Below are 18570 nucleotides of genomic sequence, written 5' to 3'. Positions count from 1 at the left end.
GCCGCGGCCCTTCCAGGGCCGTTAGGCCCTATCTCTCAGATCGATCTCGCTGCAAAGGGACATAAAGATCTCGTCGACATCGCCTTCGCCCTCGACATACACTACTTTGTCGTATTTTTTGTAGTGATCGGCGACGGCAGCAGTCTTTTTCTCATATTCGCTGATCCGGTTGCGGATGATCTCCTCGTTGACGTCGTCGGCCCGGCCGGAGGTAAGGCCGCGATTGAGCAGTCGTTTGATCAGCTCGTTCTGGCTGACCTGCAGGGCAAGGACGACGGCGATGGCGGTCCCTTTCTGGTTGAGCAGCTTATCGAGAGCTTCGGCCTGGGCAGTAGTACGGGGGAATCCGTCGAAGAGAAAGCCGTGGGCCTGGGGATTGTTATCGAGGGCGGAGCTAATCATTTCGATGACCACCTCGTCGGGAACCAGTTGTCCCTTGTCCATGAAGCTTTTAGCGGCCAGTCCAAGCGGCGTTTGACCGGCGATCTCGCTACGGAGAAGGTCCCCTGTGCTGAGATGCTTCAGGCCATATCTGGAGATCAATCGTTCAGACTGCGTCCCTTTCCCGCTGCCGGGAGGACCAAATAGAATTAAATTGAACATAATACGTACTAACTTACCCTTGTGAGTTGACAAATATAACATACAGGCCTTAAAAAACAAGCATTATGGAACCAAAAGACCCCACAAAAAGGGAAAACAACTCCGTCTATTCACATACAGACTCTTCCCCGGTGAATATGACCGATGAGCAATGGAAGGAGATACTGCCCCGGAACGTCTATGATATCGCCCGGAACAAGGGAACGGAACGGCCCTGGACCAGCCCGTACGAAAGCTCCAGGGAGATCGGGACCTACTATTGTGCCGTCTGCGGCAACCCGCTTTTTCGCAGCGATACCAAGTTCGAGAGCGGCTGCGGCTGGCCCAGCTTCTATGAGCCGGTCGGTAAAGGAAGCATCATCTATGCCGCCGACCATTCCTATGGGATGGATCGGACGGAGGTACTCTGCGGCCGCTGTAAATCGCATCTCGGGCATGTCTTCAATGATGGCCCGCAACCTACGGGGCTGCGTTACTGCATCAACGGCGTAGTTTTGGACTTCGAGTAAGATTTCATTACATTTGCAGCCCGTTGAGCCGTCCGGGCTTCTTCCGGACGGCTCAAAAGCCAACTTAGCTCAGCTGGTAGAGCATTTCATTCGTAATGAAAGGGTCGTCGGTTCGATTCCGATAGTTGGCTCAATTATGCAGCTCTCTCATCTTGCCGAAACCCTTATCGGGTCGGAGATCGTCAAACTAGGTGGCGAGATCCGCGAGAAGATCCGAAAGGGAGAAAAGATCTACAATTTTACCGTAGGCGACTTCGATCCGGCTATCTTTCCCATCCCCCGGGAGCTGGAAGACCTCATCATCGACGCTTACCGCAAACATTTCACCAACTATCCGGCAGCCGAAGGCAATCTCGATCTGCGGGAGTCCATTTCCGCCTTTCTGCAGGAAAGAGAAGGACTGTCCTATAACACGAAGGAGATCCTCGTGGCCAGCGGCGGTCGTCCCCTGATCTATTCCCTGTTCCGGACGCTGGTCGACAAGGGAGACAAAGTCATCTACGCCGTTCCTTCCTGGAACAACAATCACTATACGCATCTGAACCAGGGCGAGCATGTCGTCATCGAAGCGGCGGCGGAGAATAATTTTATGCCCACGGCGGCGGCGCTGCAGCCTTATATCCGCGAAGCGACGCTGATCTGTCTTTGCAGCCCGCAGAACCCCACGGGGACCACTATCTCCAAAAAGGACCTTTCAGCCATCTGTGAGCTGGTGATCGAAGAGAACAAGCGGCGCGCCGAAAGCGGGAAGAAGCTGTATGTGCTGTATGATCAGATGTACTGGCAGCTGACCTACGGATCGATCGAACACTATAACCCCGTTTCGCTCTATCCCGCCATGCGGGATTATACCATCTTTATCGACGCCATCAGCAAGGCCTTCGCCGCTACCGGCGTTCGTGTAGGCTGGGCCTTTGGTCCGGCGGAGATCATCAGCAAGATGAATGCGATCATGAGCCATATCGGTTCCTGGGCGCCGATGGCGGAACAAAAAGCAACGGCGGCATTCCTTACAAGGAAGGAGGCGATCGACGCTTTTCTCAAAGCCTTTCGGGCCGCGGTGTCGGAGCGGCTACGGCAGATCCATGATGGATTTGTAACACTGAAAAAAGAAGGATTTAACGTGGATGTGCTGGCGCCTGAAGCCGCCATCTACCTGACGATAAAGATCGACCTCGCCGGCAAACGGACTTCCGAAGGAACCCTGCTAAGCGACCAGATGGCGGTCACCTCTTATCTCCTCAATGAGGCGGGACTTGCGGTCGTGCCGTTCTCGGCCTTTGGAGCGGCAAAGAACTCTCCGTGGTACCGGCTTAGCGTCGGCACCTGCAAACTGGAAGACATCCCTGAAATGATCGGTAAATTGAGGGCGGCTATGAGAAAGCTTGGTTAGCGCAGAAAACCAGGTTAGTTCTTGTTACAAATAAAGAAGAAGGGCTTCAATTCTTTCTGACGAACGATGCGCTGAATGCTATCGCGCTTGTGCAGCGTCTTATGGCGGTTGATATCGAAGACTTCGTGAGCGGTACAAAAGGATTCGATGGTCTCAAAATGGAACAACAGGTCATTCAGCTGCTCCAACTCGCGCTCCATCGATTTTTCATTCATGTGTTCGTCTTTCACGAGAACAAGCAAATCCCTGTTACAAGTTTTCATTCTATTAGATTTTAATAACCAGACATCCCTTTGTTAACTCCGCAGCCACACTTCTTACTGCTGCCGCCGATTCCCCTGCCGGAACTACAGCCGAGGACTACAATGGTACTAATAAATAATAACAGAATCAATATCTGTTTTGCGGTTTTCATGGCTTATATCCTACTAATTTAACTATTTTGTACAGAAAATAGTATCTGCACTTGTCTGATCCTGCAAAAATTAACAGTCCCACTTACGGATCGCTAAAAGTTCTCATCGCTCCGTTGGACTGGGGACTGGGGCACGCAACAAGATGTTTTCCAATTATTAAGGAATTACTAAATCAAAGATGTGAGGTGATTGTCGCTGCTATCGGCGTGCAACGCGCGCTATTGCAGGCGGAATTTGCGTCTTTGACCTTCGTAGATTTACCCGGGTATCGCGTAAACTACGGCAAAAATCGCGCCATTACGATCGTACGGATGATCGCCTTGATTCCGAAAATCTTGATCTGCATCAAGCGGGAAAGGGCCTGGCTGCGCGGGTTTGCGGCGCAGGAAGGGCTCGACCTGGTCATCTCGGACAACCGCTATGGGCTGGCAGTCCCCGGCGTCTTCTGTGTTTTTATCACCCATCAATTGCGCATCCTGACGCCATTCGGCCGTTGGACGGATGGATTGCTACAAAGAATGAACTATAAACTCATCCGCCGGTTCTCCCGTTGTTGGGTACCCGATATCGGCGGGCCCGGATCGCTGGCCGGTGCGCTTTCGGATCCTAAGCGGATGCCGCAGGTAACTACCCGTTACATCGGGGTATTGTCCCGAATGAGCGGGTCCGCCGCCACGGAAGAAACCTATGTGCTGGTTATCCTGTCCGGCCCCGAGCCACAAAGGACGGTGCTGGAAAAAGATATCCTGCGGCAGGCGGCGGCAGTACACGACCCGATCGTGCTCGTGCGCGGACTACCCGGCGGAGGGCAACCGTTGAAGGCTGCGCCTGCTACCGTCACCGCCTATGATCATCTTCCGTCGACAGAGTTGGAGCGGGTGATGGCGTGCGCCCGGTTGGTGATCACGCGTTCGGGATATAGCACGGTGATGGATCTCGTGCGGATGCGCAAACGGGCGGTGTTGATCCCTACACCCGGGCAGACCGAACAGGAATATCTGGGCCGCTACCTGGCGGCAAAAGGCTGGGCGGAGTGTATCCCTCAAAATAAATTCTCATTGGAGAAGGCGTTGAGTTCGGCCGTACCGGCGCCGGCCTGGCCGGCGGAGGACAACGGAGAGCGCTTGCGCGCTGAAGTTCTTTCGGTGCTTGCTCAGTCCTGCCCCGCCTTGGGGTAATCAAAGAACCCGAATTGTGCGGTGGTCCGGAAGTCTTTCCAGGCGCCGGTATCGCTCCTCACGACAAAAACGGCGCAGGTCGGCATGTTATCGACGCGGACGGCATTCGTCAGGGTATTGACGAAGGAGGTAATACCAGGATTGTGCGAGAAGACCGCGACAGTGTCGTCATCGTCGTCGAGGCCGTCGACCACCGCTTCGAAAACCGGCTGCGTGGCATGATAGAGCTCGGGGATGAAGCGGATCTTCTTTTCTTTTACATCATATTCATGCGCGAAGAGCTCCGCCGTCTGTCGGGCGCGTTTGGCAGGGCTGGAGACGAAGCGGTCGATCTCGATACCGGCCTTGATCAGCCGTTTGGCCATAGCTGGCGCATCGCGCTTACCCCGGTCGTTCAACGGCCGGTCGATGTCGCTCATGGACGCATCGTCCCAGCTGCTTTTGGCATGCCGGATGAGTAGGAGTGTTTTCACTAAATTGATTTCACCCGTTAATTTCGGCAAAATTAAATGTCGAACGCCTGGGAATTGATAAAATTGATCAGGGAGACCGTATTTTTCAACTTCAGCTTTTTGAGGATGTTGTGCCGGTGCACTTCCACCGTCTTTAGCGAGATGTTGAGCTCGGAGGCGATCTCCTTGGACGAGAGACCCTCCTTCAGCGCCCGCACGATCTGCATCTCCCGGTCGGAAAGATTATTGATATCGGGATTGACCTGGTCCTGGTTGAGCAGCTGGTCCGACAGGATATTCTTTACTTCCTGGCAGATATAGACATGATTCTGGCTGACCTCGGCAATCGCCTGCAGCATTTCCTGCCGGGGGGAATTCTTGGTGACATAGCCTTTGGCTCCAAGGCGGAGCATCTTCTTGGCATAGGCGGGTTGGGAATGCATGGAAACGCCGATGATCTTGGACCCGGGAGAGTATTTGCGGATCATTTTCAGCACGTCGAAACCGCTCATCGGCGCCATATTGATATCCAGCAATACGACATCGGGCCGCTTGTCGCGGGCGAGCTCGATCGCCCTTTCACCATCGCCGCATTCGGCGACAACATCGAAATTCTCATTCTTTCCCAACAAAAAACTCCAGGTCTCACGGATTAAAGTGTGATCGTCGACGATCATAATAGAAACTTTCTTCATAACGCTTGATTTTTTCTATCGGACAGAAAACTGCCAAACATTACTAACGGGATGCCTTAACCAGTGCGACGATGTTATCTTTTAAGGGGATGGGTGCTAATAGCTATATAATATTAAGGATTTTCTCTGATAACCGCAACCGAAGGGAATATTTTTTTACTAGTAGCCCCGGACGTTCTTCCCCTCCATGTAATTCAGGAAGGCCTTGTTAACGACCTTGTTACCACCGGGCGTCGGGTAGTCGCCGGTGAAATACCAGTCCCCGGTATTGGTTGGACAGGCCCGATGGAGGGACTCGATGGTTTGGAAGATGACCTGGACGGGGATATCGATCTCGGGCGGGGTGATCAGCTGGGCGACCTTCCCGGCTATTTCTTCCGCCGTAAAAGGCTTATAGAGTCGTTGGACGACATTCTCGGTATGCAGCTGCCCGGTGCGGGCGAGCTCCTTGCAGCGGTCATATATTTCTTGCAGGCAGCCTTCTTTCCCGCGTTCCTTCATCAGCTCCACCGCCGCCCGGAAGGCGATGAAATCCCCCAGTTTGCTCATGTCGATGCCATAGCAGTCCGGATAGCGGATCTGCGGCGCCGATGAAACGACGATGATCTTTTTGGGCTTCAGGCGGGCCAGCATCCGGATGATGCTCTGCTTCAGGGTGGTCCCCCGTACGATGGAGTCGTCGATGACGACAAGGGTATCCACATCCTTTTGGACCGTACCGTAGGTAACGTCATAAACGTGCTGCACCATTTCGTTACGGCTGGAATCCTCCGTTATGAAGGTCCTCATCTTGACATCCTTGATGGCCACTTTCTCCACGCGTATCTTCCGGCTGAGCATCTCCCTCAGCTTGTCCTCGGTGAAGTCCTTGCCCCAGGAAAGGATGCGTTGGATCTTTACCTTCTCCAGGTAGTCGTCCATACCTTTCCAAAGACCGTAAAACGCCACTTCGGCGGTGTTCGGGATGAAAGAAAAGATGGTATTCTTGAGATCGTGGTTGATGGCATTGAGGATCTGTTCGCTGAGATTGTAGCCAAGGGCGATCCGTTCGCGATAGATCTTCTCGTCGCTGCCGCGGGAAAAATAGATGCGTTCAAAACTGCAGGCCCGGCGCTGCTTTGGCTCGAGGATGGTTTCCACGCTCACCGCACCGTCGGCTTTGACGATAAGCCCTTTACCGGGCATCAGCTCCATGACCTCATTCTCGCCGACATTGAATACGGTCCGGATGGCCGCCCGTTCGGAAGCGGCGACGACCACGTCCTCGCTGACGTAATAATAGGCCGGGCGGATGCCATGGGCGTCGCGGAAAACAAAGCTGTCGCCGTTGCCGATCAGTCCGCCGACGGTAAATCCGCCGTCAAACAGGGGAACGGCCTTCTTCAGCAGACCCGCTACATCGAGATTGCCGGGCGAAGCCTCATCGCCGCGGACCAGGAAATGATGGATCACTTCCATCATCGCGGCCAGGTCGCTTTGTTTCTGAAAATCGCCGGGGTCGATCCCGATCAGGTCGAACAGCTCGTCGGTATTGACCAAATTAAAATTCCCCGCCAAAGCCAGGTTGTGGGCGGGGATCGTATTGCGTTTGATGAACGGGTGGCAGAATTCTACAAGATTCCTGCCCTGGGTGCCGTAGCGAAGATGTCCGAGGAGCAGCTCGCCCAGGTGCGAGATATGTCCCTTCATCAGGCCCGGATGTTGGGTGATGTCGGGCTGATATTGCTCCAGGTCCTTGACCTCGCCCATGATCTTGGAGAAAATGTCGGCAATAGGTTGGTGATTGGCGCTTCGGATGCGATGCAGGAAGGGATGTCCCGGTTCGATGTTCAACTTGACGGAGGCGACTCCTGCGCCATCCTGTCCCCGGTTATGCTGCTTTTCCATCAGCAGGTACAGCTTGTTCAAGCCGTACAGAACAGTCCCGTATTTCTGCAGGTAATAGGAGAACGGCTTGCGTAACCGGATGAATGCTAACCCGCATTCATGTTTTATTGCATCGCTCATCTATGTTTTGCGCCGCGGGATGAGTTGATCCGCCTTGCAAATGAGCCGCAAAGATAAGAAAAAACCCCCAGTCTTCATAGGACTATTGGGGGCGTCTTTCGTAGGATATCGATTGTTAACAAAAGTAGTTGTTAAAATGCTGATTTGCAATAAGTGCTTTTTGGCTGCAGGCTAAATATAGGTCGCGTTCGTGTTGATGAAATTGACGAGAGACGCCGAGTTCTTCAGCTTTAGCTTCTTCAGGATATTGTGCCGGTGTACCTCGACCGTTTTGAGCGAGATATTGAGGCTGGTGGCGATCTCCTTTGACGAGAGCCCCTCCTTGATGAAGTTGATGATCTGCATCTCCCGTTCGGTCAGCGCATTGATGTTCGGCGAATCTTCCTTTTCATCGAGCAGCTGCTCGGAGATGATGTTCTTGATCTCGTCGCAGATGTATTTGTTCCCGTGGTTCACTTCGAGTATGGCCTTGATCATCTCTTCCTTGGAGGAGTTCTTGGTTACATATCCCCGTGCCCCCATTTGCAGCATTTTCTTGGCATACGCCGGTTGAGAGTGCATCGAAACGCCGATGACCTTGGAGCCCGGTGAGATCTTGCGAATGCGTTGGGTAGCTTCCAGGCCGGAGAAAGGTGTCATATTGATATCCATGAGAACGACATGGGGTCTTTTTGTTTTTGCCAACTCTACCGCCTCCTGTGCGTCGCCGCACTCCGCTATCACCTGGAACCGGGAGTCGCTGTTCAGGATATAACTCCAGGTCTCCCGGATCAGTTTGTGGTCGTCAGCAATCAAGATATTGATCTTACTCATATAGGATTGTTTTAAGAATTCAGGTGCGCCGGGGATGGTTTTCTACCAAAATAACCCATCCCCTGCGCACGGTTTATGATGGGCCTTCGGCCAGCGGACCTGTGGTCCGCTATGTATGAATAGGTACTTGCACTCGTAGTTTACAGCCCTGGCCGGGGGCGGACTGGATAGTCACCTTGCCGCCGAACAGATCGGCCCGGCTTGTGATATTGGACAGACCCAATCCCTTTTTCCCGGCCTTTCCGGGGTCGAACCCTTTTCCATCGTCGGTGATGCTGAGCTCGATGCATTGATCGGCTTCCGAGAGGATCAGCTCGATGATGAGGTTCCGCGCCCCGGAGTGTTTCATCACATTGTTGATCTGCTCCTGGATGATGCGGAAAAGCATCAGCTTCGCCTTATCGCCGATCTTCTCGTCGAAATTGCCTGCCGGATAGAACTCGACGTGGATGGCGCGGGTCGTCCGCAGGCTTTCCACGAGGTCGGCGACGGAATCCTGCAGGCCCAGGTCGCCGATGCTTGCCGGGACCAGGTTCCGGGAGATATTCCGGATCTCATGGATCGCGCTATGGATATTGTCCGCGCTGCGATTGATCAGACTCACCCGCTCTTTGTGATCGTTCTTCGCCAGCTCGAGATACAGCTTGGTCGTCGACAGGATCTGGTTGATGTTGTCGTGCAGCTCCTTGCCGATCTCCGCCCGTTCTTTTTCCTGCGCGTCGACCATGGCCTGGGCAATCAGCTTCTGTTTATTCAGCTCTTGCCGGATCAGCCGGTCTTCCGCCTTTCGGCTTTCGATGATCATGGTCACCAGATTGGCGACTCTTTCGAATGTATTCATTTCCGCTTCAGTCGGCGCCTTAGCGGTTGTATAGTATACGGCAAAAGCGGCAAGAACTTCGCCCTTCCCATTGATTACCGGTATCGACCAGCAGGCCCGAAGCCCGAACGAAAGCGTTAGATCGCGATTTTCCGCCCAGAGGGGATCGGTGGCGATATCCGATACGATGACGGTCTCTTTGCGGAACATTGCGGTTCCGCAGCTTCCGGCCCGTGGTCCGATGGGCAGGCCGTCGATGGCATGGGTATAGATGGCGGGCAGGCCGGGCGCCGAAAGCAATCGCACGCTCCGGCCGTCCTCGTCGAGCGTGAGGACGCAGCAGTACATCCCGGGAAATATCTTTTGAATGCCTTTGAGGAAGAAATTGAGCAGCGAGCGAAGGGACATCCGCCTGGCGGTATTCAGTTCGAGCACCTTTTTCTCGAGGGCCAGCAGCGCCTCCTGTTTTTTCCGCAGGGTCACTTCCTTGAAATACGCGAACACTCCCTGGTCGGAGGGATAGAGGCTCATTTCGAGCCACCGGTCGTTGCGTTCATGGTATTGATCAAATGTGACCGTCATCTTCTTTTTGAAAGCCTTATGAAAAGACTGCCAGGTGTCGGAACCGACCACTTCGGGTAATTTATCCCAGATAGATTGACCGATCATCTCTGCGGCGGAAAGACGGGTGATCCTTTCTGCTTCGTGGTTCCACAGCGTTACCCTGAAATGCTGATCCAGGGCAAAAAACCCATCCGTTATCCCATCGAGGATGCTGGCGAGATCCTGCTGTACCAGCTTGACCTCCGTCACATCCGTGTTCAGGGCCATGATACCCGTTATCTGACGGTTGTGGTCCCGTACATACCGGATAGAGCAAATAAGGTACGATTTTTTTCCCGCACCGGAAAGATAAGTGGCCTCCCCTTCCCAAATCCCGCGCTCACGGAGGGTCTCATAGGCCGCTTCCTCCGTTGTATTCAAATAATCATAATGTATCAATTCCCGCAGGGATTGGCCGATGGCCAGGGAGGCCGGGAGGTTATAAAACCGTTCTGCCGCATTGTTCCAGTAAATGATCCGGTGTTCCAGGTCGGTTGTGATGATAATATCCGACACCTGTTTAATCAGGTTTGCCGCGGTTTCGGGTACGGCGGGATTCGGGGCCGAACGCCGGCGGTCGGACTCAGGAAAGGGGCCTGCGTAGATCTTCAATCCAGTCAGCTGCCAGCCGCAGCCATGGGAATTCAGCGGATAGCTTGGGGTGGCGATCCACCGGATGACGAAGGACCGGGTGTCCGAGCCCTGGATGGTCAGATCGAGGGTTCCGGGCAGTCCTTGCCGGATATTTTCCGGGGTAAGTCCCGGTTCGATCCTTCCCAATTGCGGAAAGATGTCCAGTACGCTGGAGCCGATAAAAGAGTGGATATTCCTTCTTTTCAGTAGTGCGGCAACGCGGGTGCAGGTGGATAAAATGACCCCTTCCGGGTTGATATCCATAAAATAAGGTTGGCGAAACTGCTTTGTCGTAGGCGCGGACTTTTGGGCACTACTTAGCATACAGATGATAGGAATTGAGCTATCAAATTACTAAAGAAGCCCGTATAGCCTATGAAATAATATGTTATTTCGCAGCCCCTAAGTGTAAATATCTAAGATACGATCCACTGCTAATTGCCTGCGGTGGAGGGAGGGTTGATCTGCCATTTGGAAAGGTTGCCGCAATTGCGATATTCCCCATCGATCATGATATAAAAGGTGGGGATCTTGGCCATAAACCATTTTTCCAATGCTGCGGTACGTTTTTGGTCCAGTGCTCTGGCTGCGACGCGGTCGTAGTCGTCCCGGAGGTTCTCCCGGTGCGGCTCCGATTTGGAAAGCATCTTTACAATCCGGACACCTTTCTTATTCCGCTCGTCGGTGAAGGTAGAGGGCTTCGATATCTCGCCAGGTTTCAGGTTGGACTCTTTCAATAAAAGCACCAGGTCCTTGTCCATATCGGAAATGGTCAGGAAGGTGCTGCCGTTGCGGTTCATGATCTGGCCGGCCGTAGATTTCTGGGCGTCGTCGCCATAAAGGGATACCGCCTGACCAAAACTGAGCGTGCCGTTGGCCAGCACCGTGCGGATCGAATCCAGCTGCTTGCTGGTTTCGTCGACCTCGGACTGGGTGATCTGCGGGATCTTCAGGATATGCCGTACAACGGCGTCATCTCCATTGCGGCTTACCATCTGGATGATATGATAGCCGAACTTGCTTTTTATCACGGGGGATACCTGGCCTTCCTTCAGCCGGAATGCGGTGGCGAAGAATACCGGGTCCCAGGATTTGCTGTCGGCACGATTCAGCTCGATGACGCCGCCTTTTTCCTTACTGCCGGGATCATCCGAATACAAGCGGGCGAGGAATTCGAATTTCTTCTGACCGGACTCCACCTCTTGTTTGTATTCGTTCAGCTCGTCGATGGCGAGCTTCTCGATATCGTGACTGGCCTTGGGATAGATGACGATCTGGCTGAGCTGCATTTCGGATTCGTAAAAGATGCGTTTGTCCTCGGGGATCTTGTCGAAATATTCTTTCACTTCCGTAGGCGTAACGGTCATGCCTTCCACTACTTTTCTGCGCATCGCGTCGGCAAGACGTTGCTCGCGGATCGGCTGCATGAAGTCCATCTTGGCCTGGTAGATGGTCCGCTGGGCGATCTGTTCAAAGGCCTCCTTGCCGCCATACAGGTTGATGAAGTACCGGATGCGCTGGTCCACTTCCGCCTCCACCTCCTCGTCGCTGACGGGGAGGGAGTCCTTCTCGGCCTGGAGCACCAGCGCCTTCTGGATCAACATTTGGTCGAGGATGCTGCACTCGTCGACCCCTTTTACCTCCTGCCCGCCGTTATTCCGCTGCATATCCGCAATGGCGGTGACGAGATCGGATCTCAGGATGATCTTGTCGCCGACGATACCGGCGATCTTATCGGCAACCACTTTTTCCTGCGCAAAAGCAGAAGCGGTGATAAACAGAAGCAGCGTAGGTATGACGAGTTTGGGTAACATGAGCCAAATTTAAAATGGATGAAATGTTAAATACCCCCGTACGGGGGTATTTAACAAAAGATTACAGCGTGCGCTTTACTTCTTCTTCTTCGTAGGCTTCCACGATATCGCCGACGCGGATGTCGTTATAGTTCTTGATGGTGAGACCGCATTCCATGCTCGAGGGAACTTCCTTCACATCGTCCTTGAAGCGTTTTAGAGAAGCCAGCTCGGCGGTGGCGCCTTCGCCTACGGGATAGATCACGATGCCATCGCGAACGAGGCGGATCTTCGAGTTGCGGAAGATCTTTCCGTCGAGGACATAACAGCCGGCAACGGTCGCCTTGTCGAACTTGAAGACGTTGCGGACCTCGACATTGGCCACGATCTTTTCCACGACCTTGGGTTCCAGCAGGCCTTCCATGGCGCTCTTTACCTCTTCGATGGCGTTATAGATGATGGAGTAGGTCTTGAGTTCCACGCCTTCGTTCTCCGCGAGACGGGAAGCCTGCGAAGAGGGCCGGACGTTGAAGCCGACGATGACGGCGTCGGAGGCGGTGGCCAGCAGGACATCGCTCTCGGTGATAGCGCCCACGGCCTTGTGTACGACCCGTACGGCGATCTCTTCGGTGGACAGCTTTTGCAGCGAGTCGCTGAGGGCTTCCACGGAACCGTCCACGTCCCCTTTGATGATGAGGTTAAGCTCTTTGAAGTTGCCGAGGGCAAGACGACGGCCGATCTCGTCCAGGGTGATATGCTTCTTGGTGCGAATACCCTGTTCGCGGAGGATTTGGGCGCGTTTGTTGGCAACTTCCTTGGCCTCACTTTCGTCTTCGAAGACCTTGAACTTTTCTCCGGCCTGAGGGGCTCCGTTGAGACCCAGCAGCAGGACGGGCGAGGACGGCGGGGCGTCTTCGATGCGTTTGTTCCGTTCGTTGAACATGGCTTTTACACGACCGAAATATTGGCCGGAAACCACCAGGTCGCCGTTGCGCAGGGTGCCGCTTTGTACCAATACTGTCGCCACATAACCGCGTCCTTTGTCGAGCGAAGCCTCGATGACGCTGCCGGAGGCCTCCCGGTCGGGGTTGGCCTTAAGGTCCAGCAATTCGGCCTCCAGCCCTATCTTTTCCAGCAGGAGGTCAACATTCAATCCTTTCTTCGCCGATATCTCCTGGGACTGGAATTTGCCGCCCCAGTCTTCGACGAGGATATTCATGCCTGCCAGCTGCTCCTTTATCTTTTCGGGGTTGGCCCCGTCCTTATCGATCTTGTTGATGGCAAAGACCATGGGAAGACCTGCAGCCTGGGCGTGCGAGATCGCTTCCTTGGTCTGGGGCATCACGGCGTCGTCCGCTGCCACGACAATGACGGCGACGTCGGCCGCTTTCGCACCGCGGGCACGCATGGCAGTGAAGGCCTCGTGACCCGGCGTATCGAGGAAGGTGATCTTCTTACCCGTTGCCGTCGTCACCTGGTAGGCGCCGATATGCTGGGTGATACCCCCGGCCTCACCGGCGACCACATTGGCGCTTCGGATATAATCCAGTAAGGATGTCTTACCGTGGTCGACGTGACCCATGATGGTCACGACCGGCGAACGGGAGACCATATCCTCAGGATCGTCGTCTTCTTCCTCTTCCTCCATTTCCGCGGCATCGTCGATCCCGATGAACTCGACGGTATAGCCGAATTCTCCGGCTACCAGCTCGATGACATCGGCTTCCAGCCGCTGGTTGATGGATACCATCATCCCCAGGCTCATACATTTACCGATCACTTCGGCATAACTTACATCCATCAGGTTGGCGAGCTCGCTGACGCTGATGAACTCGGTCACCTGCAGCCGGCTGTCGAGCATCTCCTCTCCGGCAGCCTGTTCGGCCATTTCGTCGCGTTTGGCGCGGCGATATTTCGCTTTGAGGCTCTTTCCGCGGCCACCGGCGCCGGCCAGTTTGGCCTGCGTCTGCCGGATCTTCTCCTGTATCTCCTTTTTATCGATCTCTTTTGCTTCACGGGGGGCATGCCTCGGGTCCTGCCGGCGATTGCCGCCGCCCTGACCATGACCATGTCCACCCTGGCCCGGACCGCGCCCACCGCCGGTGTTCCGCTGGATGGGGATACGACCCTGTCCCGGAGGACGGGTATTTCCGCCGCCGGTATGCTGGCCGCCGCCATGGGGCCTTCCGCCGCCACCCTGCTGCTGGCCGCCACCGCCGCCGTGCTGATGATCTTTCTTTTCGATGGGTATCCGTTTGCGCTTCCGCTTTTCTTCGGAAGGCTGCTTCGGCCGGGTATCGTTATTGACCGGCAGCTCGATCTTCCCAAGGATCTTGGGGCCTTCGAGCTTTTCGGCCTTGATATTCTCGATCATCGGAGGCGTCTCCTGCTCTTCCGCCGCCGGCTCTTCTTCATGCTTAACAGGCTCGGACTCTTCCTGCACGGCTTCGTGTTGCGGCTCTTCCTTTACGGACGCGACCGGCTCCGCCACGGCGGGAGCCGCCTGGGCAACTGGCTGCGGTTCGGGTGCCGCCTCTTTGGACTCTTCGGAAACCGGTTCCGCAGGCGTTTCCTTTTCCGGACCTTTCTTACCGCCCTTCTTGGGCCGGGTGGACGAATCGATGGCCGAAAGATCGATCTTGTTGATCACCTTCGGGCCTTCCAGCTCCGGCGCCTCGATCTTAACGACTTCAGGCTCTTCGGTGACCGGCTCGGGAATCGCAGCAGGAGGCGGAGTCGCCGCCACTACGGGCTTTTCCTCCACGACAACGGGAGGCGGCGCCTCTTCCTTCGCCTTTTTTACTACTGGCGGCGCCTCCTTCTTGAACGGAGACACCTGCTGCTGCGTACTTTCCTCTTCTTTCTTCTTCTTCGCTTCAAGGCTTCCCTTGGGCAGGTCGATCTGGTCGCTCTTTATCTTGGCGACCTTATCTCCCTGGAATTCCTGCTGCAGGGAACGATACATCTCATCGGAGAGCTTTGCATTTCCCCGAAGGTCATCCGCACTGAATCCTTTGCCCACCAGGAAGTCCACCAGGGTATCTTTCCCGATGTTGAACTCCTTGGCGGCAGCCATTAAGCGTAATGTCGTTGTTTCTGCCATATTTGCTTCAAAAATAGGACTATTTATATTCTCGAGCCCACCAATAAATTGGCGGTCCGGCGGCTCTATTTCTATCCCTTGTCAAACTCTTCTTTCAGCACCCTTCTCACATCGTCGATGGTCTCCCGTTCCAGATCCGTTCTTCTTTCCAGCTCTTCAGCCGTGAGCTCCAGAACGCTGCGGGCCGTATCGCAACCGATACGCTTGAGTTCGTCGATGACCCAGGTTTCTATTTCGTCGCTGAATTCTTCCAGGTCGATATCGAATTCTTCGGGCTCGCCCTCGTTATCCCGGAATACGTCGATGGTATAACCGGTCAATTCCTGGGCCAATTTGATATTGACGCCCTTGCGGCCGATGGCCAGGGAGACCTGGTCCGGCTTTAAATAGACATTCGCATGCGACTTTTCGCTGTTCAGCTCCATATTTGTGATCCGGGAGGGCGTCAGCGAACGTTGGATCAGCAGCTGGGTGTTGTTTGTCCAGTTGATGACGTCGATATTCTCGTTCTTCAACTCGCGGACAATGCCATGGATACGGCTTCCCTTCATCCCTACGCAGGCGCCTACCGGGTCGATCCGGTCGTCATAGGATTCTACGGCGACCTTTGCCCTTTCACCCGGCTCGCGGACGATCTTCTTGATGACGATCAGCCCGTCGAATATTTCCGGGACCTCGATCTCGAGCAGCTTGGCCAGGAAATCGGGGCTGGTCCTCGACAGGATGATCACCGGCGAGTTATTCTTCAGCTCCACTTTCTTGACCACGGCGCGGATACTTTCCCCCTTCTTGAAGTAATCCTGGGGGATCTGTTCCGATTTCGGCAGGATCAGCTCGCTGCCATCCTCGTCGAGCAGGAGGATCTCCTTCTTCCACACCTGGTAGACCTCGGCACTGACGATCTCCCCAACCCGCTCGGAATATTTTTTTACAAGAACGTTCTTCTTCAGATCGCCGATCCGGCTGGCCAGCGTTTGCTTGGCAGCCAGGATGGCGCGACGGCCGAAATCAAGGATCTCCACTTCTTCATACAACTCCTCTCCTACTTCATAGTCAGGCTCGATCTTGGTCGCATCGCTATAGGCAATCTCCGCCAGGGGATCGTTCACCGCACCATCTTCCACGATGGTCCGGCGCCGCATGATCTCCAGGTCGCCCTTTTCCGCATTCACAATTACGTCAAAATTCTCGTCGCTTCCGTACTTCTTTCGCAACAAAGTTTTGAACACGTCCTCTACCACCTTCATCATGGTGGGGCGATCGATATTTTCGGCTTCCTTAAAGTCCTGGAAGGCTTCAATCAAATTGATACTTGCCATAGCACTGAATTTAAAGCTCTAGAAAACTACTTGAATTTTTGTTGTTTTTATGTTATCGAATAAAAAAGTATGGTTGATCACCTCCTTTTTCTTGTTCTTTCCCCTGACCTCTTCGACGATAATGCCGTCCTCGCTCACCTCCAGCAGACGGCCCTCCTTTTTAGAGCCATCCTGCAGCACCAGTTCCACCTGCCGGCCGATGTTCTTCCTGTACTGCCGCAGCAGCTTCAGGGGTTCGTCGAGCCCGGGGGAGGACACCTCGAGGGAAAAATCACCCGCCGGGAACAGTCCCGACTCCTCGAGCTTCTTATAGAGGGCGCGATTGTATTGTACGCATTTTTCGATGGAAATCCCCTGATCGCCATCAATATACACTTTTACATTATTGGTTGGCTTGATCCGGACGTCCACCAGGAAATAACCGGATTCCCCGGCCAAAAGGGCCTGTACCAATCCTTCTACGGCTTTTACTGTTTCGTTGACCATGTCCAATTCCTCCTTGCCCGAGAAAAGAAGAAGGGAACGATTGCGTTCCCTTCTCTTGTTTCTTTTTAGCTGCTGCAAAGGTATGATAATTTCATGCCTTTGCCCAAATATTTTTACTTTTAAGAAAAGAAAGCGCATGCCGCAGCCCGATAATTTAGGATCCTTCTTTGCCGAAAATAAGACGCTGATAAAGGAATACTTAGAGACCCGCCTGGAGATCTACCGGTTGCAAAGTCTTCGCCTTTTTGCCCGGTCGGCGGGATATTTTGCCTGGATCCTCCTGTCCCTGTTCCTGGCGTTTCTTTTCCTGCTTTTCGGCGGGATGATGACGGCCTTCTGGTTCTCCGAGCAATTTCACAGCTATTTCAAAGGATTTGGCCTGGTGACCCTGATGATCCTGGTGGTCTTCGTCCTGCTTGCCATCTTTCGCAAAGTTCTGTTCGTAAATCCTGTGATTCACAGTGTTATCCAAAAATCCAAAGAAGAGGAGGAAGACAATGCCCAATCTTAGCAAGGCCGATCGCAGCATGGACGCCCTCGATCAGGAGATCCGGCGGCTGCGCGTAAAGGCAAAACAGCTGGAAGAAAAGATCGACGACAATTTCAACTACTTTCAACAACACTCCGGGAGTATGTTTGTCCGCTCCCTGCTTCCCCGCAGGATCGAAGACGACGAGCAGGTGACCGGGCTGCGGCTGCTTGACGTCGCGCTGCAGAACGAGAAGCTGCAGGGCATCCTGCTCAAACTGGCCGATATCATCGCCGAGAAGCTCGGAGACGGCCTTAACTGGCTGACAACCAGAGTCTTCAAGAAATAGTTTGCGGCTTTAACAGCCTTTTACCGAACCATTGCCTACCTTAGCGGGTAATATAGTTATGGCTTTATCTGAAATATTTTTCCTGGCGATCGTATTCTACCTGCTGTACCGGTTCGTGTTCAATTTCATCGTACCCGTGGCCCGGACGACCCGTCACGTGCGCCAGCAGTTCAGGAATATGCAGGATCAGACTGAACAGGAAGCCCAACCCAGGGAGTCCCGGCGCCCGGCACAAAAGCCCTCCGTCGGAGAGTATATCGACTTCGAGGAAGTAAAAGACTAACCGGTCACCACTGGAAATCCAGCAGGCTTATTCCAGGCCGCAAAAAAAGCCCCTTCAATCCCGCCTGCTCAGCCCCTTCCACATTGATGATCGCGTCATCCACGAACAGGGTCTCCTGCCCTTCGAGCCCATTCTCGCGAAGGATATACTCATACGAAGCCTTGTCGGGCTTCCGCATTCCCAACAGATGAGAATAGTAGGTCCTTTCAAACAGATCCTCGAGTGAACCCGATCCGAACGTCCGGGTATAGATACCTTGCAACGCCGCGAGGTGCAGCGCGTTGGTGTTGCTGAAAAGAAAGATGCGGTAGGTCTTCTGAAGCTGCTTCAGCAGTGCGATCCGCTCGCGTGGAAAATCGAGCAGTAACGCATTCCAGCCGTCGATAATGGCCTGGTCGGAGGCGGTGAGCCCGCCCGTCTCGCGGATGGCGTCGATGAATTCCCGGTCGGTGATCCTGCCTACTTCATAGTCCTTGAAAAACGAGGCGGCGTGGCCGTGACCGAAATATTCCCGGATATTCTTCAGCCCCAGCGCGACAAAAGCATCTGTCGTACGCTGGTTGTCCAAATTGATGATAACCCCGCCGAGGTCGAAAATGATGTTCTTTATTCCACGCATAGGTCGATTGGTAGTGCAACAAATATA

General features: G+C 54.0%; 18 protein-coding genes and 1 tRNA gene. 7 read left to right on the top strand and 12 right to left on the bottom strand.

Annotation, left to right across the window (positions count from 1 at the left end; all coding sequences use genetic code 11):
• Nucleotides 1–21: 21 nt before the first annotated feature.
• A complete protein-coding gene (locus VHE34_RS19175) occupies nt 22–603 on the bottom strand; it encodes an adenylate kinase (RefSeq protein WP_325590579.1) in 582 nt (193 codons plus the stop codon).
• Nucleotides 604–668: 65 nt separating this feature from the next.
• On the opposite strand from VHE34_RS19175, the gene msrB reads away from it, so the two are divergent.
• The 3 genes from msrB to VHE34_RS19160 all read left to right on the top strand — a co-directional run bounded on the left by msrB (nt 669) and on the right by VHE34_RS19160 (nt 2505).
• The gene (msrB, locus tag VHE34_RS19170) at nt 669–1112 is read left to right on the top strand and encodes a peptide-methionine (R)-S-oxide reductase MsrB (RefSeq protein ID WP_325590577.1); all 444 of its coding nucleotides are present in this window, start codon (nt 669–671) and stop codon (nt 1110–1112) included.
• A gap of 58 nt (nt 1113–1170) precedes the next feature.
• Nucleotides 1171–1243: transfer RNA gene (locus tag VHE34_RS19165), tRNA-Thr, on the top strand.
• Between the two features lie 5 nt (nt 1244–1248).
• Nucleotides 1249–2505: a pyridoxal phosphate-dependent aminotransferase gene (locus tag VHE34_RS19160; RefSeq protein WP_325590574.1), complete on the top strand. Its 1257-nt coding sequence runs from the start codon at nt 1249–1251 to the stop codon at nt 2503–2505.
• Between the two features lie 14 nt (nt 2506–2519).
• Here VHE34_RS19160 and VHE34_RS19155 read toward each other — a convergent pair whose 3' ends face one another.
• Entirely contained in the window at nt 2520–2768 is a 249-nt protein-coding gene (locus VHE34_RS19155; protein WP_325590572.1) for a hypothetical protein, read from the bottom strand.
• Between the two features lie 488 nt (nt 2769–3256).
• Here VHE34_RS19155 and VHE34_RS19150 point away from each other — a divergent pair, with 488 nt between their 5' ends.
• Entirely contained in the window at nt 3257–4099 is an 843-nt protein-coding gene (locus tag VHE34_RS19150) for a glycosyltransferase (protein WP_325590570.1), read from the top strand.
• Here VHE34_RS19150 and VHE34_RS19145 read toward each other — a convergent pair.
• The 9 genes from VHE34_RS19145 to rimP all read right to left on the bottom strand — a co-directional run bounded on the left by VHE34_RS19145 (nt 4075) and on the right by rimP (nt 16901).
• Entirely contained in the window at nt 4075–4572 is a 498-nt protein-coding gene (locus VHE34_RS19145; RefSeq protein ID WP_325590568.1) for a SixA phosphatase family protein, read from the bottom strand. The two genes, VHE34_RS19150 and VHE34_RS19145, sit on opposite strands and share 25 nt — an antisense overlap.
• A 32-nt stretch (nt 4573–4604) precedes the next feature.
• Entirely contained in the window at nt 4605–5246 is a 642-nt protein-coding gene (locus tag VHE34_RS19140; RefSeq protein ID WP_325590566.1) for a response regulator transcription factor, read from the bottom strand.
• A gap of 159 nt (nt 5247–5405) precedes the next feature.
• Entirely contained in the window at nt 5406–7253 is a 1848-nt protein-coding gene (locus VHE34_RS19135; protein WP_325590564.1) for an amidophosphoribosyltransferase, read from the bottom strand.
• A 171-nt stretch (nt 7254–7424) separates the two neighbouring features.
• Nucleotides 7425–8066 carry a response regulator transcription factor gene (locus tag VHE34_RS19130; RefSeq protein ID WP_325590561.1) on the bottom strand — a complete coding sequence of 214 codons (642 nt, stop codon included), beginning with the start codon at nt 8064–8066 and terminating at the stop codon, nt 7425–7427.
• Nucleotides 8067–8175: 109 nt separating this feature from the next.
• A complete protein-coding gene (locus tag VHE34_RS19125) occupies nt 8176–10386 on the bottom strand; it encodes a PAS domain S-box protein (RefSeq protein ID WP_325590559.1) in 2211 nt (736 codons plus the stop codon).
• 170 nt (nt 10387–10556) lie between these two features.
• Complete coding sequence (locus VHE34_RS19120; protein ID WP_325590557.1) at nt 10557–11936, bottom strand: peptidylprolyl isomerase; 1380 nt, start codon at nt 11934–11936, stop codon at nt 10557–10559.
• A 61-nt stretch (nt 11937–11997) separates the two neighbouring features.
• A complete protein-coding gene (gene infB, locus VHE34_RS19115; RefSeq protein WP_325590555.1) occupies nt 11998–14991 on the bottom strand; it encodes a translation initiation factor IF-2 in 2994 nt (997 codons plus the stop codon).
• A 98-nt stretch (nt 14992–15089) separates the two neighbouring features.
• Entirely contained in the window at nt 15090–16337 is a 1248-nt protein-coding gene (gene nusA, locus VHE34_RS19110; RefSeq protein WP_325590553.1) for a transcription termination factor NusA, read from the bottom strand.
• A gap of 18 nt (nt 16338–16355) precedes the next feature.
• Nucleotides 16356–16901: a ribosome maturation factor gene (rimP, locus tag VHE34_RS19105; protein WP_325590551.1), complete on the bottom strand. Its 546-nt coding sequence runs from the start codon at nt 16899–16901 to the stop codon at nt 16356–16358.
• A gap of 58 nt (nt 16902–16959) precedes the next feature.
• Between rimP and VHE34_RS19100 the strand changes: the two genes are divergently transcribed.
• Genes VHE34_RS19100 through VHE34_RS19090 form a run of 3 tightly spaced genes read left to right on the top strand, consistent with a single transcriptional unit; the run spans nt 16960 to nt 17924 of the window.
• On the top strand, nt 16960–17334 hold the full coding sequence (locus VHE34_RS19100) for a hypothetical protein (RefSeq protein WP_325590549.1): 375 nt from the start codon (nt 16960–16962) through the stop codon (nt 17332–17334).
• Nucleotides 17321–17641 carry a hypothetical protein gene (locus tag VHE34_RS19095; protein ID WP_325590547.1) on the top strand — a complete coding sequence of 107 codons (321 nt, stop codon included), beginning with the start codon at nt 17321–17323 and terminating at the stop codon, nt 17639–17641. Before VHE34_RS19100 ends, VHE34_RS19095 begins: the two co-directional genes overlap by 14 nt.
• A gap of 58 nt (nt 17642–17699) precedes the next feature.
• Complete coding sequence (locus VHE34_RS19090) at nt 17700–17924, top strand: hypothetical protein (protein WP_325590544.1); 225 nt, start codon at nt 17700–17702, stop codon at nt 17922–17924.
• Between the two features lie 4 nt (nt 17925–17928).
• Here the strand turns inward: VHE34_RS19090 and VHE34_RS19085 are convergent, their stop codons facing one another.
• On the bottom strand, nt 17929–18543 hold the full coding sequence (locus tag VHE34_RS19085; RefSeq protein ID WP_325590542.1) for an HAD family phosphatase: 615 nt from the start codon (nt 18541–18543) through the stop codon (nt 17929–17931).
• Nucleotides 18544–18570: the final 27 nt, after the last annotated feature.

This window comes from Puia sp., from assembly GCF_035546395.1.
Taxonomy (GTDB): Bacteria; Bacteroidota; Bacteroidia; order Chitinophagales; family Chitinophagaceae; genus Puia.
Note: the sequence above shows the minus strand (reverse complement) of the source record. Positions and strands in the feature narration are given on the sequence as shown.

Excerpts from the sequence above, each read along its gene's own strand:
- VHE34_RS19175 (WP_325590579.1), bottom strand. The coding sequence starts at position 603 with ATGTTCAATTTAATTCTATTTGGTCCTCCCGGCAGCGGGAAAGGGACG.
- msrB (WP_325590577.1), top strand. The coding sequence starts at position 669 with ATGGAACCAAAAGACCCCACAAAAAGGGAAAACAACTCCGTCTATTCA.
- VHE34_RS19160 (WP_325590574.1), top strand. The coding sequence starts at position 1,249 with ATGCAGCTCTCTCATCTTGCCGAAACCCTTATCGGGTCGGAGATCGTC.
- VHE34_RS19155 (WP_325590572.1), bottom strand. The coding sequence starts at position 2,768 with ATGAAAACTTGTAACAGGGATTTGCTTGTTCTCGTGAAAGACGAACAC.
- VHE34_RS19140 (WP_325590566.1), bottom strand. The coding sequence starts at position 5,246 with ATGAAGAAAGTTTCTATTATGATCGTCGACGATCACACTTTAATCCGT.
- VHE34_RS19135 (WP_325590564.1), bottom strand. The coding sequence starts at position 7,253 with ATGAGCGATGCAATAAAACATGAATGCGGGTTAGCATTCATCCGGTTA.
- VHE34_RS19130 (WP_325590561.1), bottom strand. The coding sequence starts at position 8,066 with ATGAGTAAGATCAATATCTTGATTGCTGACGACCACAAACTGATCCGG.
- VHE34_RS19125 (WP_325590559.1), bottom strand. The coding sequence starts at position 10,386 with ATGGATATCAACCCGGAAGGGGTCATTTTATCCACCTGCACCCGCGTT.
- VHE34_RS19120 (WP_325590557.1), bottom strand. The coding sequence starts at position 11,936 with ATGTTACCCAAACTCGTCATACCTACGCTGCTTCTGTTTATCACCGCT.
- infB (WP_325590555.1), bottom strand. The coding sequence starts at position 14,991 with ATGGCTGCCGCCAAGGAGTTCAACATCGGGAAAGATACCCTGGTGGAC.
- nusA (WP_325590553.1), bottom strand. The coding sequence starts at position 16,337 with ATGGCAAGTATCAATTTGATTGAAGCCTTCCAGGACTTTAAGGAAGCC.
- VHE34_RS19100 (WP_325590549.1), top strand. The coding sequence starts at position 16,960 with ATGCCGCAGCCCGATAATTTAGGATCCTTCTTTGCCGAAAATAAGACG.
- VHE34_RS19095 (WP_325590547.1), top strand. The coding sequence starts at position 17,321 with ATGCCCAATCTTAGCAAGGCCGATCGCAGCATGGACGCCCTCGATCAG.
- VHE34_RS19090 (WP_325590544.1), top strand. The coding sequence starts at position 17,700 with ATGGCTTTATCTGAAATATTTTTCCTGGCGATCGTATTCTACCTGCTG.
- VHE34_RS19085 (WP_325590542.1), bottom strand. The coding sequence starts at position 18,543 with ATGCGTGGAATAAAGAACATCATTTTCGACCTCGGCGGGGTTATCATC.